Source organism: Desulfoluna butyratoxydans (assembly GCF_900699765.1).
Classification (GTDB): Bacteria; Desulfobacterota; Desulfobacteria; order Desulfobacterales; family Desulfolunaceae; genus Desulfoluna; species Desulfoluna butyratoxydans.
This window is the reverse complement of the sequence record NZ_CAADHO010000010.1, coordinates 20969-44206: the sequence shown is the minus strand read 5'-3', so window position 1 is coordinate 44206 and position 23238 is coordinate 20969. Positions and strand designations below refer to the sequence as shown.

Sequence of the window (23238 nt, the reverse complement as noted above, 5' to 3'; positions counted from 1 at the left end):
CAGCCTAACGGTGTCGGTTCTCGATCGGTGGCTTCACCACCGGTATCGAAACCCATTCTTTTCACCGAACAATCACGGTTTCTCTTCCTTGCTTTCGGTAAAGTGCGCCAAAACAGATTCGATCTTCCTGGGGGACAGCCTGCCCATGTACTCCTTGTTCACCATCATGGTCGGGGCGAGGAAACAGGCCCCGAGACAGGCGACGGTTTCAAGGGAATATTTGTAGTCAGGGCTTGTCTCCCCTTCATCGATGCCGAGTTCCTTTTTCATGATGGCCAGGATGCTCCGGCTCCCCTTGACGTGGCATGCGGTGCCGCGACAGACCTTGAAGACATGTTTTCCCTTGGGTTTCAGGCTCAGACCGGCATAAAATTCGATCACCCCCTGCACCTCACTGGGATAGAGCTTCAACGCCGACGCGATGGGTGCAATGGCCTCCGGTGGAATGTAACCCAGGGATTCCTGAACCTCCTGCAGAAGCGGGATAAGCCCCCACTTTTCCCCCCGGTGCTTCCCGATAATCGCCGAAAGCATGTCCCAGTCTATCTTCCTTGGTTCCATCGGCACCTCCGCCCCTCATTTCTTGATCAAATCGCCTAATTCTCTACAACGTCCCCCACGTCCATACTCCCCCTGACCTATTCACCACTACCTACTCACCATTCACTACTCACCATTTACCACTCACTATTCACTATTCACCCTTTCAATTCTCACCCCGCACGACATCCCCCACATGTCCCCCGCTTGCGAAAGGGGAAAAAGATTCATGACGTCGTTGCCCAAAAAACCCCTGGGGATAAGCACCGCGCCCTTTGCCATGTCCGACGTGATAGTGACGCATCTTTCTATGGCCCCATGGCGGGATTCAATCCGTACCGGGTCTCCCTCCCGAAGGCCGAGCATCCCGGCATCCGCTTCGGAGATCTCCATGGCCCCGCCCTCTCCTGCCGCCCTGGTCCGTTCCGAGTGAGACGTCCGTGTACCGCTGCCTGCGTGAAGCCTTCGGGACCCTGCAATCATCATGAAGGGATAAGCCGGATCGTCCGTGCCTTCCGCACATGCGATGGGCTGAAAAGAGATCCTGGCATCGTCTCCATGGTTCTCTGCGGGACTCTCGTCACGTGTCCACGATGGGACAAGACGTTTGATCTCGGCCCGAACCGCCTCCAACCCCAGGTCATCTCCACGGTATCCCAGCCCTTTTGCAACCAGGCCCAGGATATCGAGATCGGCCTTGGCCTCCCCCGGAGGAGGCACCGCAGGGGTAAAGGACTGCACCCTTCCCTCCATGTTCGTGAACGATCCGGCTTTTTCAGCCGGGGCCGCTCCGGGAAGCACCACATCCGCGATGTTCACGGTTTCGGTTTCAAGGATATCCTGCACCACCACAAGCTCGAGGTTTTCAAGGGCCGCCTTCACCCTCTGCTGCTGGGGCATGGCCCGAAGGGGGTTCTCCCCCATGATGTAGAGCACCTTTAAGTCGCCCTTTTCTGCGGCCTCAATCATGCCGACCATGCTCAGCCCCGCGTCAGGAGAAAAATCCGTGCCCATCGCCCATGCACCCAACAGGTTGTTCTCCCGTATTGAGAACCATACCCCGGCAGGTGAGCGTCCCGGGTCTCCTGAGACAAGGGCAAGATTGATCAGGGCATTCAGCGCCGAGCCCCCGTCATCGGCCTCCAACACCTCGCACCCGGCAACCAACACAACCCGGCGGCCTGCGATGATTCCTGCGGCCTCCTTGAGCATTTCAACGTCCAGGCCTGCTGTGCGGCACATCGTTTCCATGTCAAGGCGGCTAACATCCCGTTCGAAATCACCCAAATTATCGGTCGACCCGGCGATGCCGTCTCGATGGGTGTTGCTGTGGCTGAGCACCAGGCCAGAAAGGGCATGCATCACCTGCCCCAGATGCCCGCTACCGGGTAATGGCCTCAACCAGAGTGTCGAAAGGGATGTAAAATCTGAGGCCAGGCTGTCCACCACGATGAGCGGGACCCCGTTTCGTGCGGCCCTTTTCACGTGGTAACTCGCCACCGGAATCGTTTCCCCCTGATCGGCCCCGGCCATAACGATAACGTCAGCCGTTTCCATGTCGAAAAACCGGGCAGGCCCAATGATGCCACGGGTTTTCCTGAAAAAATCATCCAACCGGTTTCGCCCGCAGAAAACGCCCCCGTTGTCGATGTTGTGTGTTCCGAGTATCCCCCTTGCCATTTTCTGGAAAAGGTAATTCTCCTCATTCGTGCATGTTGAAGACCCCAAAAAACCAATGGCCGAAGCACCGTGCTTATCCCTGATCTCAAGGAGCTTTTCAGATACTGCCGACACAGCCTCATCCCATGGGACGGAAGCCTGTTCTCCGCCCTTCCGCAACCTCGGGCGAAGGAGCCGGTGCGTTGAGTTCAGGTAGTCATGGGCAAAATGCCCCCTGACGCACAGGGTAACGCCGTTGACGCTCTCCCTTGAACGGGCAGGGCTCACCTCCACAACCCTGCTGCCGAAAACGCCCAGGGAAAGGGAACACCCCACACCGCAAAACCCGCAGATCGTGTCATGCTCGCGCTCCGGAGTTCCGGAAAACGCGCTCTTTTTCTGAGACAGGGCCCCGGTGGGGCACAGGGAAACGCAGGTCCCGCAGAATGTGCAGGACGACTCGGTTAACGGGTGATCATGGAGCGTGGCCGGACGTGAATCAACCCCCCGCAAGCTGTAGTCGATGGTGCCCTGGGCAACGAGCTCCTTGCAGCCCCTGATGCACCGTCCGCACAGGATGCACTTGGAAAGGTCCCGAACGATAAAGGGGTTCGACTGATCCAGCGCATTGACATGGGGCATGGGGTACAACTCCGGCTCTCCCACGCCGAGTTCAGCCGCAACACGTCGGAGCTGGCACCTGTTGCCTTTGCTGCAGACCACACAGGACTCGGGGTGCTCGGAGATCATCAGCCGCACGATATTGCGCCTGTGCCGCAAAACCGCCTTTGAGTCCGTCTGCACGCTCATCCCGCCCGAGACCGGGGTGACGCACGAGGCCAGAAGCCTTCCGCTTTTCTCATCCTCAACAAGACACATGCGGCAGGCCCCATGGGGTTTCAATTCCGGGTGATAACAAAGCCTCGGAATATGGATCCCCGCCGAGTCCGCAGCTTCAAGGACAGATGTCCCGACCGGGCAACCGATTTTCTTTCCGTTTATTGAGATCACCGTTGATTCCAAAAGCCACCCACCTTTGTTTCCTGCTTATCGCGGCAGTCTCTTGGCCTGCGAACAGGTAAACAGACAAAAAGGTTGAGCCCTTATGGGGACCGATCTCAGGGGCTGCGGGGTCATTGAAGGCCTGTATCAGGACGTCAAAGCTGACATGGGAGAGTATGGATGAAGAGAATGGGTCATACGAAAGAGATAAAACAGAGAAGATCAATCCAAACCGATCGGCAGCGTCATGGCCGGTTTTTGGGCACCGTCGCTACCGCACGTGTGTCCGCAGACAGGTTACCTGCCGTTGTTTCAATGGCGTGGGTGCCTGGCCCAACCGGGTCTCTGGATTCGAAGTAGAGTCCGTCTTCACTGAAATTGTGCATCATGGCGATGTGGTGCGTTGTGGCGTGGCCTGACGTGCGGGTAGCAGGAATAGTCAATGCATCCCACGACGTATATCTCATGTCATTAAACGTTGCCATGAGCGCCTCCTCCCCCTTGCGAGGCATAACCGGTCCGGCAATGGGTCGGGGTGGGGCCGGACGGTCAAACAGCTTACACGGTAAAAAACTAATTTCTAAACCATCAATACTATTTTTATGCCCATTATATCATCAGGCACAAAAGATTCCATACCTATTGCATCGATTTATTGTGAAATTAATGTATTTTGGTTTCAACAAACCTAATATCAGCAATATCGCCACAGATCACAATATTTGTTTCAACGCCAATACCAAGTGGCCGTCAGTCCCGTATCGAAGCTTTGACGTCACGCACCATGCCGGGCCGGTATGTTATGTGAAGAAACAATCCGGCCCCACGACGTCAACGACACGCCTGCCAAAGCGATCCATTTCCCTCGAAATATCAAACCACTACAGACATCAATCATAGAGTTTTCTCCCTGGCCGCCCCTTCCCTTCACATCCACCAAAACAGCCCCAGGCTTTTTTTGCTTGTGTTTTGCATATGCAAAATGGTATTTGCGCTTGCCTTTTCGATGAAACCAGGCCCACGCCATGCCAGAAGGTGATGGAGGGATCAACGTCGTTCCGGTGCTGCCGGCGCCGGAAACCGGGGATCTTGCAAAACCCAAGCATGTGATAAATAAGCCGGTTTCTTCGCCTATTTGTTCTATACAGTTTTGGTCCCCTGAATTATATTTAAAGCCTCACATTCCATCATGTTGGGCGGGTAGTACGATTTAAGAAATATAATATATCAGCGGCCCCGCTTACCGCCCATCTTCCGGCGTGTTGATGCGGGCCGAATGCTTTGTGTGTGCCGCCCTTACGGGCCCTTGAGAAAACCGACAGCATGAAGGATTCGACATTGTTCGGTAAAGACAAACTTGAACGCTGGACCATTGAGGATTCAGCCGATGTGTACGGCATCCGAAACTGGGGAAGCGGGTACTTCGATATTTCCGAAGACGGTCAGGTGGAGGTGATCCCCGATCCCAATGCCCCTGACAAAAAAATCCGGGTTCTGGACGTCATCTCCGGCATCCGTGCCCGGGGCCGGGAAATGCCGGTTCTCCTGCGCATCGAAAACATACTTGATTCCCAGATCGCCCATCTTCACACAAGCTTCCAGAAAGCCATTGACGATTTCCGGTACCAGGGGGCATTCCGGGGCGTTTACCCCATCAAGGTGAACCAGCAGATGGAAGTGGTGGAGGAGGTGACCCAATTCGGCCGCCAGTACCATCACGGTCTGGAGGCAGGCTCCAAGGCCGAGCTCATTGCGGCCCTCTCCTTTCTCACCGATCCCGAGGCCTGCCTGATCTGCAACGGCTACAAGGACGAAGAGTTTGTGGACCTGGCCCTCTGGGCCACCAAAATGGGCCTGAACTGTTTCCTTGTGGTGGAGATGCCCGAAGAACTGGAGCTTATCATGCGCCGCGCCGAGGCCCTGGACACCCGGCCCAATCTCGGGGTGCGCATCAAGCTGGCCAGCCGCGCAGGGGGGCACTGGACCGAATCCGGTGGAGACCGAAGCATCTTCGGCCTCAACACCACCCAGGTGGTGGCGCTGGTGGACCGCCTCAAAGAGACGGAGATGCTCGATTGCCTGAAACTCCTCCACTACCACCTGGGCTCCCAGATTCCCAACATCCGGGACATCCGGAGCGCCGTGCTGGAGGCGTGCCGTATCTACGCCGGTCTCTCCGAAGAGGGCGCGGCCATGGGGTACCTCGACTTGGGGGGCGGTCTGGCCGTGGATTACGACGGGTCCCATACCAATTTTGCGAGCTCGCGTAACTACAGCATCGACGAATACTGCGCCGACATCATCGAAACCGTCATGGGGGTGATGGACGACCAGGAGCTGGCTCACCCCACCATCGTCACCGAGTCCGGGCGCGCCACCGTGGCCTACTACTCCATGCTGCTCTTCAACATCCTCGATGTGGGGCGCCTGGAACCGCAGCCCTTCCTCGACGAAGTGAGTGAAGAGACCCCCGATGTGATTATAAGCCTCATGGAGGTGCTCCAGGGGCTGACCCTCAAAAACATCCAGGAGTGCTTCAACGACGCCATCTACTATCGCGATGAGGTGCGCCAGCGGTTCAAGCACGGAGAGCTCAACCTGCGGGAACGTTCCATGGCCGAGAATATCTTCTGGCATATCATCCATACCATTGCCCGGAAGGTCAAACACCTGAAGCGCGTGCCCAAGGAGCTTGAAGGCATCGAAGAAGCCCTTGCCGACATCTACTACGCCAACTTCAGCGTGTTTCAGAGCCTGCCGGATGCCTGGGCCATCGGTCATTTGTTCCCCACCATGCCCATGCACCGGCTCAACGAAATGCCCACACGGCACGGCGTCATTGCGGACATCACCTGTGACTGCGACGGCAAACTCGACCGGTTCATCGATCCCCACGGCGTAAGGAACACCCTGCCCCTGCATGAGCTGAGGGAAAACGAAGAGTACTACCTCGGCGTCTTTCTGGTGGGGGCCTATCAAGAGACCCTGGGCGATCTCCACAACCTCTTCGGAGACACCAACGTGGTGAGCATCAGAATGCAGCCCGACGGCACCGTGGATTACGTCAAGGAGGTTTCCGGGGACTCCGTGGCTGATGTCCTTGAATACGTGGAGTACAACCCCCGCGGCATGCTCAACCGCTTTCGCAGAACCGCGGAAGCGGCCATCCGCAACGGACAGATCACCGTCGAAGAGCGATACCGGATTATGCAGGCCTACGAAAACGGCCTGCAAGGGTACACATACTTCGAACGGTAAGAAACAACGCGTTACCCGTTTTACCCCTTACAAAATAAAGGAGAAACACCATGAGCCGTGTACTGATTGTCGGAGCCGGCGGCGTCGGCCAGGTGGTTGCCCACAAATGCGCCCAGGTTCCCGAAGTATTTTCTGAGATCATGCTGGCAAGCCGCACCAAAGAAAAGTGCGACAGGATTGCCGCCCAGCTTCCCCGTGCCATCCAAACCGCAAAACTCGATGCGGACAATGTGGCCGAAACCGTGGCCCTGATCAAAGAGTTCAAGCCCGACCTCCTGCTCAACGTGGCCCTGCCCTACCAGGACCTGCACCTCATGGATGCCTGCCTGGAGACCGGGGTACACTACATGGACACCGCCAACTACGAGCCCCTTGATGAGGCAAAATTCGAGTACAAGTGGCAGTGGGCCTATCAGGACCGGTTCAAGGAGAAGGGGCTCATGGCCCTTATGGGAAGCGGGTTCGACCCCGGCGTGACCAACGTCTTCTGCGCCTATGCCGCCAAGCACCACTTCGATGAAATTCACGAGCTGGACATCATCGACTGCAACGCCGGCGACCACGGCCAGGCCTTTGCAACCAACTTCAACCCGGAGATCAATATCCGGGAGATTACCCAGCGCGGACGGTACTGGGAGCGCGGCGAATGGGTGGAGACCGATCCCCTCTCCTGGTCCATGACCTACGACTTTCCCGAAGGCATCGGGCCGAAGAAGTGCTACCTCCTCTACCACGAAGAGCTGGAGTCTTTGGTGCTGCACCTGAAGGGACTCAAGCGCGCCCGGTTCTGGATGACCTTCTCCGACCAGTACCTCACCCACCTGAAGGTGCTGGAAAACATCGGCATGACCCGCATCGACGAAATCGATTACAACGGCCAGAAGATCGCCCCCATCCAGTTCCTCAAGGCGGTGCTGCCCGACCCGGGAAGCCTGGGCCCCCTGACCAAGGGCCGCACCTGCATCGGCTGCCTCATGAAGGGCGTCAAAGACGGCAAGGAGAAGACTGTCTACGTCTACAACATCTGCGACCATGAAGCCTGCTACAAAGAGGTGGGCTCCCAGGCTGTGAGCTACACCACCGGCGTGCCCGCCATGATCGGTGCCATGATGATGCTCACCGGCAAATGGATGGAAGCCGGCGTCAAGCACATGGAGCAGTTCGATCCCGATCCCTTCATGGACGCCCTGAACCGTCACGGACTCCCCTGGAAGGAAGTGGTGAAGTGATCGATTTCGATGCTGCGGCCGTCACCACCCCGTGTTTTGTGGTGGACGAACGGTTGATCGCCGAAAATCTTAAGGTCCTTGCCCGGGTGAAGCAGGAGACCGGCTGCCGGATCCTGCTCGCCCTGAAGGGGTACGCCATGTCCAGCACCTTTCCCCTGATCCGGAAGGAGCTGGACGGCACCTGTGCCAGCTCCGTCCACGAGGCGATTCTGGGCCACGAGCGGTTCGGGGGCGAGGTGCATGCCTTTGCAGCTGCCTTTAGCGCAAAGGACGTTGAGACACTCATGCCGATCTGCGATCACCTTGTCTTCAACTCCTTTTCCCAGTGGGAACGGTTCCGAAAGACAGTGGCTGCCCATCCGAAACCGGTGAGCTGCGGCATGCGGGTCAACCCGGAAAAAAGCATGGGGGCCACCCCCATCTATGACCCCTGCGCGCCGGGTTCGCGCTTAGGGGTCCGGCGGGAAGCCTTTCGAGAGGATCTGCTTCACGGCATCGAGGGCCTTCATTTCCACGCCCTGTGCGAGCAGGACAGCACCGACCTGAAAGAGGTCCTCGAAGCCTTTGAAACAACATTCGGTAAGTTCCTCCCGCAGATGACATGGGTAAACTTCGGCGGCGGGCACCATATCACCCGAAAAGACTACGATGTGGGCCTGCTCATTCGCCTGATCAACGACTTTCAGGCCCGGCACCCCCACCTCACCGTCTACCTGGAACCGGGGGAAGCCATTGCCTTGAACGCCGGCTTCCTCGTTTCCGAGGTGCTGGACATTACCCGGGCGTCGGACATGGCAATCGCCATCCTGGACACCTCCGCGTCCTGCCACATGCCCGATGTCCTGGAGATGCCCTACCGCCCCTTTATCATCGGCAGCGGGAAAAAAGATGAAAAGGCACACACCTACCGCCTGGGTGGCCTCACCTGCCTGGCAGGCGACATCATCGGGGAATACAGCTTTGATGAGCCCCTCAAGGTGGGAGACCGCCTTGTCTTCACCGACATGGCCATCTACTCCATGGTGAAAACCAACACCTTCAACGGCATCGGGTTGCCTTCCATCTACCGCATCGATGGCACGGGCACCCTTCACCTGGAGCGTACCTTCGGCTATGACGATTTTGTCAACAGGCTGGCTTAGGGAGTCAATCCATGCACGACACCTACCCCCGGTTCCTTGAAGAGGAGCTGGACGAAATAACCCCGGAAGAGGCCCTGTTTCATGTCATCCCGGTGCCGTTGGAGCAGACAGTGAGCTACGGCGGAGGAACGGGAAAAGGGCCTTCGGCCATTTTGCGGGCCTCAAGCCAACTGGAACTGTATGACGGGGTATCCAACCCCAGTGAACATGGGATCTGGACGGCACCTCCCGTGGAGACGGAAGGCCCCCTCAGTGACGTGGTTGGACGCATCAAAGGAGTGGTGGAACGCTCTTTTGCGTTGGGGAAACTCCCCGTCCTGCTGGGAGGAGAGCATACCGTAACCGTGGGGGCCCTTGAGGCGTGCCGGGCGGCATTCGGAGAGATCGGCATTGTCCAGATAGACGCCCATGCCGACCTTCGGGACACCTACGAGGGGACGCCTTACAGCCACGCCTGCGTCATGCGGCGGGCCTGCGACATGGGGCATACCGTGTTCCAGGCGGGCATCCGAAGCCTCTCCCTACCCGAGGTGGCTTTCAGGAAAAGCCATCCCGTCCATTACCTGGACGCACGGGACATCGCCAAACACGGCATCCCCGAGCAGATGCTCCCCGACGGGTTCCCGGAGCGAATCTGGCTCACCATCGACGTGGACGGGCTCGACGCCTCCGTCATGCCGGCCACAGGCACCCCGGAACCCGGGGGGATCACCTGGTACCAGTGCCACGAGATCATCGAAAAGGCCGTATCAGGCCGCAGGGTGGCTGGCTTTGATGTGGTGGAACTGGCCCCGGTCAAGGGGCTTCATTTCCCCGATTTTACGGCCGCGAGACTCGTTTACGACACCATGGGATTCGTCAGCCGAAGTGCAATAAAAGAATCGCTTTAACAAGAAAAAAACAGCCTTGCATTAACCGGGCCAACGATTGATAATTCCATTGAATCTTCAATTTATTAGCTCGGCTCATTTTTTTATTGCCAGCGTCAAAAAGGTAGTGTAATTCAGCTCAGCTTTTCACATCTTCATCACAGAGCCATCGTCAACTTTACCTAAAACATGTGGAGACCTGCCGGTGAAAATCGCCGTCATTTACAACAGGGAGTCCCAGAAGGTCATCAACCTTTTTGGCGTCTCCAACCGGGAGAAGTACGGCCTCGCGGCCATTCAACGTATTGTCAACGCCCTGAAGCGTAACGGCCATCAGGTCGTCGCCCTCGAAGGGGACAAAGACCTAATCGACAATCTGGAAGAGTTTATGCCCCGGGCCCTCAAAGGGGAGCGACCGGGCATGGCCTTTAACCTCTCCTACGGAATCCAGGGACAGGCCCGCTACACCCATGTACCCGGTATTCTGGAGATGGTGGGCGTACCCTATGTGGGCTCCGGGCCCCTTGCACACTCCCTGGCGCTGGACAAGGTGGTGGCCAAAATGATCTTTGTGCAAAACGGCCTTCCCACCCCGAAATTTGCCGTGCTCAAAGGGCCGGGGTTTGCCATGCCCGACCTCGATTTTCCCATCATCGTCAAGCCCAAAAACGAGGCGGTCTCCTTCGGTATCAAAATCGTCAATACCGAAGAGGAACTCAGGGACGCGGCCCAGGCCATCTTTGATGAATTCGGCCAGGATGTCCTTGCCGAAAGCTATATCGAAGGGCGGGAGATAAACGTTGGACTGCTCGGAAACGGTGCCCAGGTGGAAGCATTCCGACCGGCTGAGCTGGTCTTTCCCTCCCAGGGCCCCAAAATCTACACCATGGAGGACAAAAAGCAGCAGTCCGGCCGAAAAATCGACGTGGTGTGCCCTGCCCCCATTGATGACGCCACGGAACAGAAAGCCATTGCCATCGCCAAAGGCGCTTTTGAGGCCCTGGGGTGTTACGACTGCGCCCGTGTGGACATGCGCATGGACGCTGAGGGGAACCTGTATATCCTGGAAATAAACTCGTTGCCGAGCCTTGGAGAACACGGTTCTTACGTGGCGGCAGCAGAAGCCATGGGCATGAGCTTTCCCGTCCTGACCAATCGGTTGGTGGAAGTGGCGTCGGCCCGTTACTTCGGTACGCCCCACCCTCCCCAGTTGACCAAGCGTATCAAAGACCCTGCCGAAGGCATCTTCGCTTACCTTACCGAGCGACGGGACCAGCTTGAAAAACGTGTGGAAAGCTGGACGGATGTGTCCTCACGCAGTGATGACGCGGTGGGCATCCGCGTGGCTGCCGACCGGCTTGATGAAACCCTGACCGATATCGGCCTGCGCCAGGTCCGTGAATTCACAGACCACCGCGATGTCTGGACCTGGGAGGGTTCTCGGGGTACCCATGGGGGCACCGTGCTCATTACGCACCTTGATGTCCCGGTCAACCCGGGCCTTGGGGCAGAACGCTTTCGCAGGGACCCGGAATGGCTGTACGGTGAAGGGATCGGGACATCACGGGCACCCCTTGCTCAGCTTGAGTTCTCCTTACGGGCCCTCAAACACGTCCGGAAACTTGCCAGGTCCCGCATCGGCGTCATCTGTTACACCGATGAAGGCAGAGACTGCGAAGAGAGCGCCGAGATCATCTCCAAGGCCTGTGCAGGAGCTTCCCGTGCCATCCTTCTCAATCCCGGGATTTCGGGGGACTGCGTCATCCACTCCAGGCGCGGGCAGAGACGATACCGCCTTGTGGTGGAAGGAAAATCCCTTCGCCTTGGGGAGGCAACACGATCTCCCGAGGTTATGCGCGTCCTTTACAAAAAGCTTGATGCGGCCACTGCTTTGTCCAACCGCAGAAACCGCATCGGGATCTCGGCAGTGGACATCAAGACAGAGGCATTTCCCCGGCGCCTGCCCCACCGGGTCCAGGTCGTGCTCCAGGTCTCCTACCCCACCATCGGGGATGCTGAAGAGACGGAGCGAAAATTAAAGGCCCTTTTTAAAGGCAGCGGCGTGAAGTGGAATCTGCTGCGGCTCTCAGACCGACCGCCCATGGTCTCGGACCAGCTCAACACAGCCCTGTACAACGACGTAAAAATGACGGCCGATGCCTGGGATATCCCGCTGTCCACAGATTCCTCTCTGTGGCCATCGGCTGCAGGCCTCGTTTTACCCCCCACGCCGGTACTCTGCGGCATGGGACCCGTGGCGCGGAGTCTTCACACCAGCCAGGAATCGGTCTCCCGAATCAGCCTGGTTCAGCGTTCACTGCTTTTGGCCCAGTTTCTACTCAACATCACGGAGACCTCATGATTCAGCAGCACACACGCCGATTTCTGGATACAGACCTGGTGGACCCCAGCGACAAGCGAATTCACTATCCACAGCGTGTCGGGGTTTCGGCAAAAGGAATGGTGGCATCCCAGCACCACCTGGCCACCGAAGCCGGCCGTACCATGCTTGCGGCCGGGGGCAATGCCGTGGATGCTGCCGTGGCTGTCGCCTTTGCATTGGGGGTGGTAGAGCCCGCCGCCTCAGGTCTGGGTGGACAGACCATGCTCACCCTGCATCTCACGGAGACCGAACGCACCTTTTGCCTGGACGGAGGCAGCCGAGCTCCTAACCGAACACCTCCGGGGGAGCTCGAGCGAGCCGAGCAGCTTCGCGGACATCGTGCCACCACGGTACCCAGCACCCCGGCCGTGCTTTTTCACGCGCTGAAGCATTACGGAACCAAAAGCCTTGACGAGGTGCTGGCCCCATCCATTGAACTGGCAGAAAAAGGGTACCGAATCTCTCCGCTCCAGCACCATCTGACACGCCGAGAGCTCAAACACCTGAAATCCCACAGTGGAGCCCCCTTTTTCCTGAAAGGGGGCAAAACCCCGTACCCCATCGGGGCCATCTTTCAACAACCCGTCTTGGCCGGAACCCTGAAACATTTAGCCAAAGAGGGTATCGAAGACTTCTACCAGGGAGAGATCGCCCAGCTCATTCACGATGACATGGAATCGAACAACGGGCTGTTGAGAGACGACGACCTGGCCCAGATCCCCTGGCCCGTGGAACGTCAGCCCCTGATTACCCCGTTCGGAGATGCCGAGGTCTTCACCTTCGGCCCCCCGGGAGCAGGACGCACCCTCATCGAGGCCATCAATCTTCTGGAGCACTTTCCCGAGCTTCCTGAAATCATCGACACACCAAGGGGGGTGCTCCTGCTGGCTCATATCATCCGAAAGGCCAACATAGACCGATCGGACCGCCCTGCAGACCCCACTCTTTTCGCCCAGGAGCTGGAACTCGACGAAGATATCACCCACAAGGACTATGCGGCTCGAGCGGCCAAACGCATCCACCGACGCATCAAATCCTCGGGGGAGACCACCCATCTTTCCACCATCGATGCCCATGGCAACATGGTGGCACTTACCCAATCCATCGAACGGGTTTACGGCTCCTTTTCCGCCTCGCCAAAGTTAGGCTTTCTCTACAACAACTACATGAGCGCCTTTGAATACCGAGACATCACCCACCCCTACTACCTGAGGCCCAACGCCGTGCCATGGGCTTCTGTTGCTCCCACCATCCTGTTGAAAACCGGGGAACCCTGGCTTTCCATCGGTTCACCGGGTTCGGAGCGCATCGTCTCGGCCGTACTCCAGGTCCTTCTTCGCCTTTTCCGGGGAGACACGCCTTACACGGCCGTGGAAGCACCCCGCATGCACGTATCCATCAAAGGTAAAGTCTCACTGGAAGGCACCCGCATGCGAAGCGATATCGGGCCGATGCTTTCCCGACATGGATTCGATCTTCAAGTCCGGGACCCCTACTCTTTTTTCCTGGGAAGTATTCAGCTGGTGATGTCTGAAGGGGGGACATACCTTGGTGTTGCAGACCCACGGCGTGACGGTTCCGCCCAAGGCCCTGATTAGAAACGATTCTGTGCGCTTTTCAACTCATTACCTGAGATATCGCTGGGGATATCACGCTTATTGGCTCGATACCGCATACATGATCACGAAATGGACTGCGGTGTTCAGAAAAAATCAGGAGCGTTACCATGAAACGCCTTCCCATCGCTCTTTCGCTGCCCCATGGAGGCCTTGACGTCCCTGCGGAGGTCCGTCACCTGTGCCAGCTCTCCCCAAAGGAGATTCAGCAGGACGGAGATGAAGGGGCCCGGGATATTGCCATGCCCCTCCGGCCCTTTATGGCATCATATACGGAGACGCACATCGCTCGGGCCTTTGTGGACCTGAACAGAAAAGAAAAGGATATCTCGCGCGACGGCGTTGTCAAAACCCATACCTGCTGGGATATCCCCATTTATTCGGAGCCGCTTCCTCCACGCCTTATCAAGGAGCTCATTCGGAGGTACCACAGGCCCTATCACGCATCTCTCAGTGAACTTGCCAATACACCGGCCATCGCCCTGGGTCTCGATCTCCACACCATGGCAGAACACGCGCCACCCATTGCATCGGATCCCGGCTCCAGACGCCCGCGCATCTGCCTCGGGAACAACAACCACTCGGCCGCTCCACGCCCTTGGGTTGAATCCATGGCTGAAATCGCAGCGCGCCATATTGACCCCGACGTTACCATCAACACGCCATTTTCCGGTGGCTGGATTACCCAATGCCACGGCCGGGAAATGCCCTGGATTCAGCTTGAAATATCACGGGAGCCGTGGATACCCCACACGGAAAAAGGAGAAGCTGTCTTAGAGATGTTGCAACGATTTATTGAAATCACTCGCTTTTAATCACAAATATTGTCCCGCTCGCTCTCGCACCATCCACGGTCGCCCGTTCCCATCTTTGACAAGGCAGCCTCAATTTTGAGGTAATCGAAACTACACACCAAGGTTAAAGGACCATGTAGACCGACTGTGCGGGTGCCGCAAACATGTCTCACGCGGCCTTAAAAACAAAAAAAGGGGTTACGACCGAATAGTCGTAACCCCTTCTTTTTATTATTTGGTACCGAAGAGGAGACTTGAACTCCTACGCCTTGCGGCACTAGATCCTAAATCTAGCGTGTCTACCAATTCCACCACTTCGGCATGCTGTTCATGTTGTTACTTTATACAGGACCTCATTTCCATTTGCAACGACCAATGAGGGTCTGAAAAACCACGTTTTTATACAGTCCCGGCAGCATGCTGTCAACCCGTTTTTTACCCTTTCACGTCATTCCGTACCAGGGTGGGCCAATCCCTGAAAAGTGCGCCAGTCTTGAATTTAACGTTGACCCCTCCCCCATTTTACGGTAGTGTATAAACAGGTGTGACTGATGGTGGCAGCCATACGGTCCCCTGCAAGCCGTTCAGCGAGGGTCTACTGCCATAGCTCACCTCCGAACGGCTTGGCCTTAAAAGCAAAGCGGAATGCATGAAACATGCATTCCGCTTTTTTTTTATGGAATCACCGGAAGGTCACCCGGCACCCGTATAAGCAATTGATCGTTTACCCACAGGCCTTCTGCCTGTCATCCCCTCCGTAGGCATAGCCCCCGTAATAAGCGCCATAACCATAATAGTAGTAACCGCCGTTTTTCTTCCCTGCCCCGTTAATCACCAGGCCCTTTACGTCAGCCCCCACATGCTCCATGGCCTTGAGACCGCGGTCCAGCATGTCGTAGGTGGTCCTGCCGGCGCGTACCACCACCACCGTGGTATCCACAAGGCGGCTCAGGATCAGGCTGTCCGACACAGGCATGACGGGAGGCGAGTCAATCACCACCATATCGTAAACCTTCGACATTGAGTCCAGAAAGGCCTTGAGACGCTCAGAGCTGAGGAGTTCCGAAGGCAAGGGCGGCACCGGTCCGGCCAGGGCCGCATGGAGGTTCTCGACATCTGTCTTCACAACAACGGATTCATCGCTGTTGCCGCTCAGGTAGGTGCTGAGGCCCACTTCGCTGGTGAGGCCCAGCAGATTTCCAAGGTTGGGCTTTCTCAGGTCCCCGTCAATAATCAGTACCTTTTTCCCGCTGTTGGCAAGGGCCGTAGCCAGGTTCACAGCGGTGGTGGTCTTTCCGTCCGCAGGGGCCATACTGGTAAAGAGAATCCTCTGGGGCGGGGTGTCTTTACTCGTGAGCATCAGGGCCACCCTCAGGGACTTGTAGCTCTCTGAAACACTGGACAAAGGAGCCTCTTTCAGAACCGTCTCGATACGCCCTTCCTTGGCATCCATTTGGGACACCACGCTGAGCACAGGCAACTCAAAACGCTCTTCGACTTCCTCAACAGACTTAACGGTGTTGTCCAGATACTCCACAAAAAAGGCGAGCCCGACACCGCCAAACAACCCGAGCAGCACCCCGAGCAGGAGATTGCGGGCACGATGCGTATCTACCGGCTCCACAGGGGGGACAGCCGCTTCCACGGTCCAGACACTGACTGTCTGAACCTCTTCGGAAAGGGTCTGCTCTTTGATTTTAGCGATAAGGGCGTTGTACAGATGGCGATAGGTCTCCACATCCCGCTTGAGAATCTTGTACTGCACATATTTCTCACTCAGGGTAATGGCCTCACTCTTGGCAGCCAGGAGCTGTGCCTTGAGGTTTTTCACATTTTCACGGGCCATCTCATAGTTGTTCTGGATGGATTGGATCACCCGCTTGGTTTCCGTGGCGAGTTTGTCTTGAAGGAGGGCAAGTTCATTGGTGCTGCGAATCATCACCGGATGACGTCGCCCGTACTTTTTGGAATGCTCCAGGATGGTCTGTTCTGCTTTGACCAGGTCACGGCGGATATCCTGAATGGCCTCATCATCCGATACAGCCGGAACGGTAAGGGCCTCTTCGGTTGTGACAGTACGCAGCCTCTCGCTAATGGCCCGAAGCTCTTCTTTGCGGGTCTCCTCCACGGTCATTTTAGCCGAGAGTTCGTTAACACGCTGGGGCCCGATGTTGATATTGTTTTCGATGGCCACGATGTCCTGTTGGCGCATGTAGGCGTTCAGGGCCTTTTCCGCGGCTTCAAGTTGCTTTCGCTGTTCTTCGGCCTTCTTACTCATCCACTCCACGGTATACCCGGTGGCTTTCATACGCATTTCAAGGAGTTCATCCATGTAGGCACGGGTAAAGGCGTTCACCACCATGGATGCAATAACCGGGTTGTCGAACTCATAGCTGATGTTGACGATCTTGCTGTCTTTGGTTGGCTTGATCTTCAGCTCTTCGATCAAGGCGTTGGCGATGATATCCTCATTGGTGATGGATGCCCCTTCCAGCCCCTCGTCCTGCTCTTCCGTGGCGGAAAATGATTTCATCACGTCCCTGCCCCACGAAACGGCGTCTTCCCACAACGAGCCCTTTTCTTCATCGGTTTCCAGAAACCAGGAACCATAGCGCGTGGCAAGCCCCAACCTCTCCACCACCTTAACGGCAACAGGCTTGCTTCGAATGATCTGAAACTGGGTTTCAAGGAACTGGGGATCCCAGCGCACATAGCCCTGGGACTCAATGATGGGTGAAGAGCTTTCGTTTTTTTCGATCAAAAGCCGGGTCGTGGCTTCCCAGGTGGGTTCCAGATTGGAGGTAAACACCCCGATGATCGTCAGGACCAGAGTTAAAATAAAAAAAGTCAGGACAGTCAGCCGTCGCTTTTGAATCACCCGCCAGTAATCGCGTAAATGGATCTCTCTTTCTTCCATATCAGAAAAAACTCTCCTGTATCACAATGATGTCTCCGGGGATTACCTTCTCACCCATATCAACGTCTTCGAGAATCTGCTTTTCCCCGTCGACCCGGCGGATGACCTGAGCCGTTTTCTTGTACGCCCTGCGCGTGAACCCCGATGCCATGGTGACAAGGACCATGATGGAGGTGTCTTCGTCGATCTCATACCGCCCCGGTTCAGTCACCTGCCCAAGGATATTGGCTTTCCGGCTGCGGTACTCATCGATAAAGACATTGATCTGAGGGTTCACCAGATACTCTTCATCCACGTACAGCCGCATCAGGTGCTCGGAAATCTCTTCCCCGGTCAGTCCACTCACCTTTACGCTGCCGATAAAAGGCATCTTGATGGTGCCGTCGGCACTCACCCGCACATTCATGCTCAGATCTTCGTGCTCATACACCTTGATAGACAACAAATCCCCTTTGCCGACCCGGAAATTCTGTGCAGAAGCCGTGCAAAGAGGACTCAAGAACAAGACGAAAATCAAAAGTACTGCTGTATTTCTCATAAGACCCTTCGATAGTAAAAATGTCATCAACCTGCAAAGGGCAAAGGCTAAGGGGAAAACCAAACCAGGCGGCACCGGCAGGCAAGGTCTTGACCGAACCGACCGACACCGCATCCCTTTGTTCCCCTCAGCCCTGCAGTCCCCTTACATCGAAGCCGTTATGGTCAGCATCACGCTGTTTTCCGTATAATCGCTCTGGGCGCTCGTATCCTGACCGGAGGCATCCCGATCGGTATACATATAAGCCAGGCTTCCGAAAATCCTATTATTGAACTGGTATTTAACGGACGGCGAGATCTTATAGGTGCTATCGTCCCTGTCGATCTTCTTGTACTCCTCCTCCATGGCAGCAAGGTAAAGCGTTGAACTGATGCGCGAAGTCAGGCTGTAGGTGCCGGACACGCTGAACACGCTTTCCGTAACAAAACGGCTTGTGGTGGTTTCCTGGTTTCCCCTTTTCGCATTGGCGCTCAGATCGATACGATCACTTAAATCGTAACTGATGAATGCTTCGAGGCCGAGGGTATCGTCTGTTTCGTCAAGTTCGTCAAGGTCCTTCTCCACGTAGCCGATCTTGCCCATGGCATTGATGCGGTCGCTGGCATCATATTTAACCCCTGCAAACACCTTGAATTCCGTACTGTCCACATTTGCCGTATCGTAGTCAATATCCGTGTGGGACATTTCACCGAAAATGGTTGTCTTGGGCCGGATATCAAACAGAACAAACCCTGATACGCTTATATCTTTACGATCCTTTTCCGGAGCGTCCGAGTTGTAGTTCACATCGTAGTACCCAAGATCCACACGCGCTTTCAGTTTATCGGTGATGGCATAGGAGGTGGTGAGGGCCAACAGGTTGTTGTTAAACTCGGCGCTGTCCGTCTCTTCCTCAACATCGTCCCGGGAGTCCTGATACTGGTCCATCAATTCAAAGGAGAGACCTCCGGCAAGGTTCAGGGCCGCGTAGGCATCCAGTCTATGGTAGATAAAATCCCTATCGTCTATATCCAGATAGTTTTCAAAGGTGGGAGCATACCTGAAAAAGCCCTGGTACCTGCCCATCTCTTCGTTCTGGAAACGGGTCTGGGCCATGCCGCCCGGTACGGAGCTGGAAGCAGCAATGTTGATCACCTCAGCATCGGCTCCGGGAAGGGCCAGCCAAACCCCTGGGGTGATGTAGCTGATCAGGTCATCTTCTTCATCATCATTGGTGGCAAACACGTTGTCCGTGTACTCCCCGGAAAAGGAGAGAAAGGGATGAATCGTATCCGACTCAAGCCCGAACATATCCTGGGAGAAAAGATCACACCACCCTGAAGTGGTCATTAGCAGAAACACCACAATCCCAAATGCGCACCCTATCCACGTCGTTCGTTTCACTTTTTCACCTATGTTTTATGGTAAAGGCTGAGAACCAGTCACCGAAAAATCATTTTCGCAATATACAAGATGGTAAGCAGCACGCCCTTGGCAATATGCCTTTTTCCCGTGACTCTTCAGAAGAGGAGAGATTTGAGACCAATGGGAATCCATGCCCCCCGAAAGAGCCTCTGACTTCCCTCCCCGCCATCTGTTCCCTGCATCAGTTGGGGCTGGCATCCTCGGAAGGCGGATCATCAATGGCAACGGGCGGTTGGCTTACCGGAGTGTTGTCTTCTTCGGCATCGTCCGCTTCGGTGGTAAAGGTCTGAGCCTCATTGGCCGTATCCATGGCTACCTGCGCCGCGTCAGCCGTCAGGCCAGCTGCGACGGCCCCGTTCGTAATCTGCTCTGAAGTCGCCCCGGCATCCATGGCGCTTCCCACAACCTCCAGCACATTTTCACCTGCATCAATGGCTGCTGCCACCACCGAACTCGCGGTGGACGGATCCGCCGTGACGGCAGACGAAACAACCTCATCCGCCTGTGCACCTGCATCAAGGGCGGAGGTAACCGCGGTGCTTGCCGTTGTGGGGTCTGCTTTGACTGAGGCAGCGACAACGTCACCGGCCGGAGCCCCGGCCCCCACCGCAGCTGCGACCGCGTCACCCGCAGTGGTAGGATCGGCTGCCACGGCTGCTGAAACAACCTCGGTGGCCGATGCGTTGGCTGCAATGGCAGCGCCAACGGCCTTTCCTGCAGACGAAGGATCCGCCTTCACTGTTTCCGTAACAATCTCGCCGGCAGGAACGTCGGCGGCAATGGCTGCTGTCACCACGGTCCCGACATCGGCATTGATACCGGAAGCAGCGGCGATAACAGCACCCTTATCGTCAACCACCTTAAAACTTGCGGTCAATGCCACCTCAACGGCTGCGGGGCTGATCGTGTTGACCTCGGAAAGAAACTCCGGCAACGCAATGTTATTGGTCATTGCGAACTGCAGTGCTTCCTGCATCATGGTAGAATCTGAGACGCCACCGAACTTAATGGCATCGTTCAAGACAGTCTTCCAAACCGGTCCTTCTTCCGGCTCCCCAAAACTTAGCGAAACCGCGCCAAAAACCAAACATACCGACATAATGACAACAACCCACTTTTTCATGGTGCCCCCTTGACGCATGAGTTAAACAAGTCGACCGCCCCTAACCCGGATATTTCATGAGAAAACGGCCCGATCGCAACAATAGAATTTTATTACGGGTGGTTATTGTGAAAAATCAGACATTTCAAAATACAAAATGTAATTCACGGTTTTGTGCTCGATTTTCTCACCCTTCGGGCGAGCCGAGTGCACCCATCTTCTGCGTCATCAGAGTGTTGAACATGAGTGCACTCGATTCGTGAAATATCCGGGCTAAACACAAAGCGTTCAACCGAAGTTAAATGGCTTTGTCGCCAATAGACCAAGCGACATATTTCGCACTGTCTGCAAATATGGCCCATGTTAAAAATGATGCATACACAGCATGGCAAATCAGGTGCCTGGACCGCATACTCTAACGTTAACCTTTCAAAACGGCGGAGCAATAAGGTGTGTTCAACACAATCGACGATCTGGCGGCTATAACCCATAGAAAAATGGTGACATAGCGCAAAATCAGGGTACAGCACACCCCACGTTCACAGCACCCCAGCAAGGCCCGAAACCGTCGATACAAAGGCGTCGTTCTTCATTTTGTTTTGATATTTTTCACTACAGAGTATTCTCACCAGGCAGACAGCAGGCCCGGTTGACAGCAGGGGGGATAATTCATAGACACTTAAGCATAACACGCGAAAACGCACAAGTATTTTCGACCTTATTTACAGAGTAAAGCCTAAAACCAAACAAGGCCCATTTTACTCATAACAATGAGGCCTTAGCCAAAGGCGATTCAAAACTCAACTAACTTTCCCTGAAACAAAATCGAGATATTTGCAGAACAAGAAATTCTTTCAGAAACTCAATGTGCTTTTGGATGGAAACTGCCGAATGGGTACTCTTATCCCTTTCAAAAAGAATTTCCACCTTGCTGCCGTTCTCAAGGGGCACCACAAAACCCGCCAGGAACCCCGTTTCGTTCTCTCTCCTCATAAACGGCGTAACATTGCCTGCACACCACCGCCACTCAAAAAGAACGGTTTCGGTGATCGCTTCAACGACTTTCACATGCAGACCGTCCAGCTCCAAACCTTCCGCCATACTCACGGCAATGATCCAGACATCCTCCCAGGTAAAAGGATCAGCCGTTGCATATGGCTCCTGGTCCAAATGTCCCGCCAGTTTTCCCACGCCAGAGTCAGGCCTTAGTTTTTTGGGGCCACCCAGACATCGGATACCCCAGCATTAATCAGTCATAAAAACTCATCGGTAACCCAGCCCGGATATTTCACGAGTCGAGTGCACCCAGCACACCAACGGGCAGTGCAAAGTTTAACGACTAACGCCCACTCCCCGTTAAAACAGCCCTGATGGTGGACAGAAAAATCTTTGCGTCCAATCCTAAGGACCAGTTGTCTATGTACTCCAAGTCCATCTTCATCCACCCCTCAAAGCTGACATCATTGCGGTTGGGGGTCACCTGCCAGATACAGGTCATTCCTGGTTTCATGGAGAGCCTTCGGCGTTGCCACAGCTCGTACTCACTCACCTCGCTCGGAATGGGCGGCCGGGGCCCGATGAGGCTCATTTCCCCACGCACCACGTTGATCAACTGGGGGAGCTCATCCATGCTTGTTTTCCTTAAAAAAGTTCCCACATACGGAATTACCCGGGGATCTTTTCTTATTTTAAAAGCCGGGCCGTCGGCCTCGTTGGCATCCTTAAGATCATCCAGCATTTTATCCGCCCCCACGACCATGGTGCGAAATTTATAGATATCGAAAAGCCGTCCGTTGACGCCCATACGTTTTTGCTTATAAAAAACCGGCCCGGGAGAGATTATTTTTATAGCCACAGCAACCACAAGAAAAAAAGGCAGCGAAGCGATCAGCATCACGCAGGAAAAAACATAGTCATACACGTTTTTCAGCATCAGCCCCACACTGTCCGAAGAGATCATATGCATCTTCATGGTGGGAATCTGAAGAAAAGTCTCAAAGGATACTGACGCGTTTCCAGGTTTGTATACCAGGTTGTGAATCTGCCAGTCCGGTACGATACGGACGCTCACGCCCATTTTTTCGGCAAGGGTCAAATAAGCTGACGCCCTGGGAATCAACTTCAGCGGCATGGCAAAGATCAGCTCATCCACCACAGTTTCTTTGAGGATATCGGAAAGCCGTTCCACATTATTGAGAACCTTTACACCGGGAATAACCTCCTGACCGATGCGATGGGAATCGACATCCAGGCACCCCTGAATGGTGTACCCTGCGCCCTTCTGTTTTTCAATTTTCCTCAGGATATCCCTGGCTCGCTCAAGGCTCCCCACAACCAGGATATTTCGCGTATTGTACCCACGCTTCCGGATCCTAACCAGCACCAGATAGATTATGGCCTTGCTGACACAAAGCATCACCATGTTGAGGCCGCCGAAAAGAAGAATCATACCGCGACTTACGTCATGGTTTTTCAAGGCATATAAAACGGCCCCAAATACCAGCAGGCTAAAGCAAACGGCCTGTGTGGCGTTAACCAGAACCTGCATGAGGCTTCGTTTTCGATAGGGCTCATACAAATTGAAGGCCTGAAACGTCAGCCCCCAGATAACCGTCACCATAAAAAGAAGGGTGTAATAGTTAGGAGCCGTGGACAGCCCCCCTGCCCCACCGGGAAGCAGGTATTTTTTGGTAAAGTAGGCCCCCACAAAGGCCAGCATCGTTATCAACACATCGATAAAGAGATGAAACCGGACAATAACCCTGTTCTTTTCTTTAAGCATGAG

At 55.3% G+C, this 23238-nt stretch carries 16 protein-coding genes and 1 tRNA gene; 7 read left to right on the top strand and 10 right to left on the bottom strand.

The features are described 5' to 3' along the window. Positions 1-72 precede the first annotated feature (72 nt). The 3 genes from MSL71_RS21335 to MSL71_RS21325 all read right to left on the bottom strand — a co-directional run bounded on the left by MSL71_RS21335 (position 73) and on the right by MSL71_RS21325 (position 3686). Positions 73-561, bottom strand: a complete 489-nt coding sequence (locus MSL71_RS21335; protein ID WP_180144617.1) for an NADH-quinone oxidoreductase subunit NuoE family protein — start codon at positions 559-561, stop codon at positions 73-75. 126 nt (positions 562-687) lie between these two features. Continuing rightward, positions 688-3210, bottom strand: a complete 2523-nt coding sequence (locus MSL71_RS21330; protein WP_180144614.1) for a molybdopterin-dependent oxidoreductase — start codon at positions 3208-3210, stop codon at positions 688-690. 236 nt (positions 3211-3446) lie between these two features. Next, the gene (locus MSL71_RS21325) at positions 3447-3686 is read right to left on the bottom strand and encodes a hypothetical protein (RefSeq protein ID WP_180144611.1); all 240 of its coding nucleotides are present in this window, start codon (positions 3684-3686) and stop codon (positions 3447-3449) included. Positions 3687-4524: 838 nt separating this feature from the next. Here MSL71_RS21325 and speA point away from each other — a divergent pair. The 7 genes from speA to MSL71_RS21290 all read left to right on the top strand — a co-directional run bounded on the left by speA (position 4525) and on the right by MSL71_RS21290 (position 14513). Beyond that, entirely contained in the window at positions 4525-6459 is a 1935-nt protein-coding gene (gene speA, locus MSL71_RS21320) for a biosynthetic arginine decarboxylase (protein ID WP_180144608.1), read from the top strand. A 50-nt stretch (positions 6460-6509) separates the two neighbouring features. Further along, complete coding sequence (locus MSL71_RS21315) at positions 6510-7688, top strand: saccharopine dehydrogenase family protein (protein WP_180144604.1); 1179 nt, start codon at positions 6510-6512, stop codon at positions 7686-7688. Continuing rightward, entirely contained in the window at positions 7685-8830 is a 1146-nt protein-coding gene (gene nspC / locus MSL71_RS21310) for a carboxynorspermidine decarboxylase (RefSeq protein ID WP_246317862.1), read from the top strand. The genes MSL71_RS21315 and nspC overlap by 4 nt, the downstream gene beginning before the upstream one ends. Positions 8831-8841: 11 nt before the next feature. Further along, the gene (gene speB / locus MSL71_RS21305; protein ID WP_180144599.1) at positions 8842-9720 is read left to right on the top strand and encodes an agmatinase; all 879 of its coding nucleotides are present in this window, start codon (positions 8842-8844) and stop codon (positions 9718-9720) included. A gap of 184 nt (positions 9721-9904) precedes the next feature. Next, on the top strand, positions 9905-12061 hold the full coding sequence (locus MSL71_RS21300; protein ID WP_180144596.1) for an ATP-grasp domain-containing protein: 2157 nt from the start codon (positions 9905-9907) through the stop codon (positions 12059-12061). Next, a complete protein-coding gene (locus MSL71_RS21295; RefSeq protein ID WP_180144593.1) occupies positions 12058-13680 on the top strand; it encodes a gamma-glutamyltransferase family protein in 1623 nt (540 codons plus the stop codon). The genes MSL71_RS21300 and MSL71_RS21295 overlap by 4 nt, the downstream gene beginning before the upstream one ends. 128 nt (positions 13681-13808) lie before the next feature. Continuing rightward, complete coding sequence (locus tag MSL71_RS21290; RefSeq protein ID WP_180144590.1) at positions 13809-14513, top strand: N-formylglutamate amidohydrolase; 705 nt, start codon at positions 13809-13811, stop codon at positions 14511-14513. Between the two features lie 215 nt (positions 14514-14728). On the opposite strand, the gene MSL71_RS21285 is transcribed toward MSL71_RS21290, so the two are convergent. The 7 genes from MSL71_RS21285 to MSL71_RS21255 form a co-directional block, all read right to left on the bottom strand. Continuing rightward, positions 14729-14813: transfer RNA gene (locus tag MSL71_RS21285), tRNA-Leu, on the bottom strand. A 403-nt stretch (positions 14814-15216) separates the two neighbouring features. Further along, on the bottom strand, positions 15217-17409 hold the full coding sequence (locus MSL71_RS21280; RefSeq protein ID WP_180144587.1) for a GumC family protein: 2193 nt from the start codon (positions 17407-17409) through the stop codon (positions 15217-15219). Between the two features lies 1 nt (position 17410). Further along, positions 17411-17947, bottom strand: a complete 537-nt coding sequence (locus tag MSL71_RS21275) for a polysaccharide biosynthesis/export family protein (protein WP_281374540.1) — start codon at positions 17945-17947, stop codon at positions 17411-17413. A 144-nt stretch (positions 17948-18091) separates the two neighbouring features. Next, positions 18092-19276 carry an outer membrane beta-barrel protein gene (locus tag MSL71_RS21270; RefSeq protein WP_180144582.1) on the bottom strand — a complete coding sequence of 395 codons (1185 nt, stop codon included), beginning with the start codon at positions 19274-19276 and terminating at the stop codon, positions 18092-18094. Positions 19277-19532: 256 nt separating this feature from the next. Further along, a complete protein-coding gene (locus tag MSL71_RS21265; protein ID WP_180144579.1) occupies positions 19533-20474 on the bottom strand; it encodes a hypothetical protein in 942 nt (313 codons plus the stop codon). 783 nt (positions 20475-21257) lie between these two features. Then, positions 21258-21644, bottom strand: a complete 387-nt coding sequence (locus tag MSL71_RS21260) for a hypothetical protein (protein WP_180144576.1) — start codon at positions 21642-21644, stop codon at positions 21258-21260. Positions 21645-21792: 148 nt separating this feature from the next. After that, the gene (locus tag MSL71_RS21255; protein WP_180144573.1) at positions 21793-23235 is read right to left on the bottom strand and encodes a sugar transferase; all 1443 of its coding nucleotides are present in this window, start codon (positions 23233-23235) and stop codon (positions 21793-21795) included. Positions 23236-23238 lie beyond the last annotated feature (3 nt).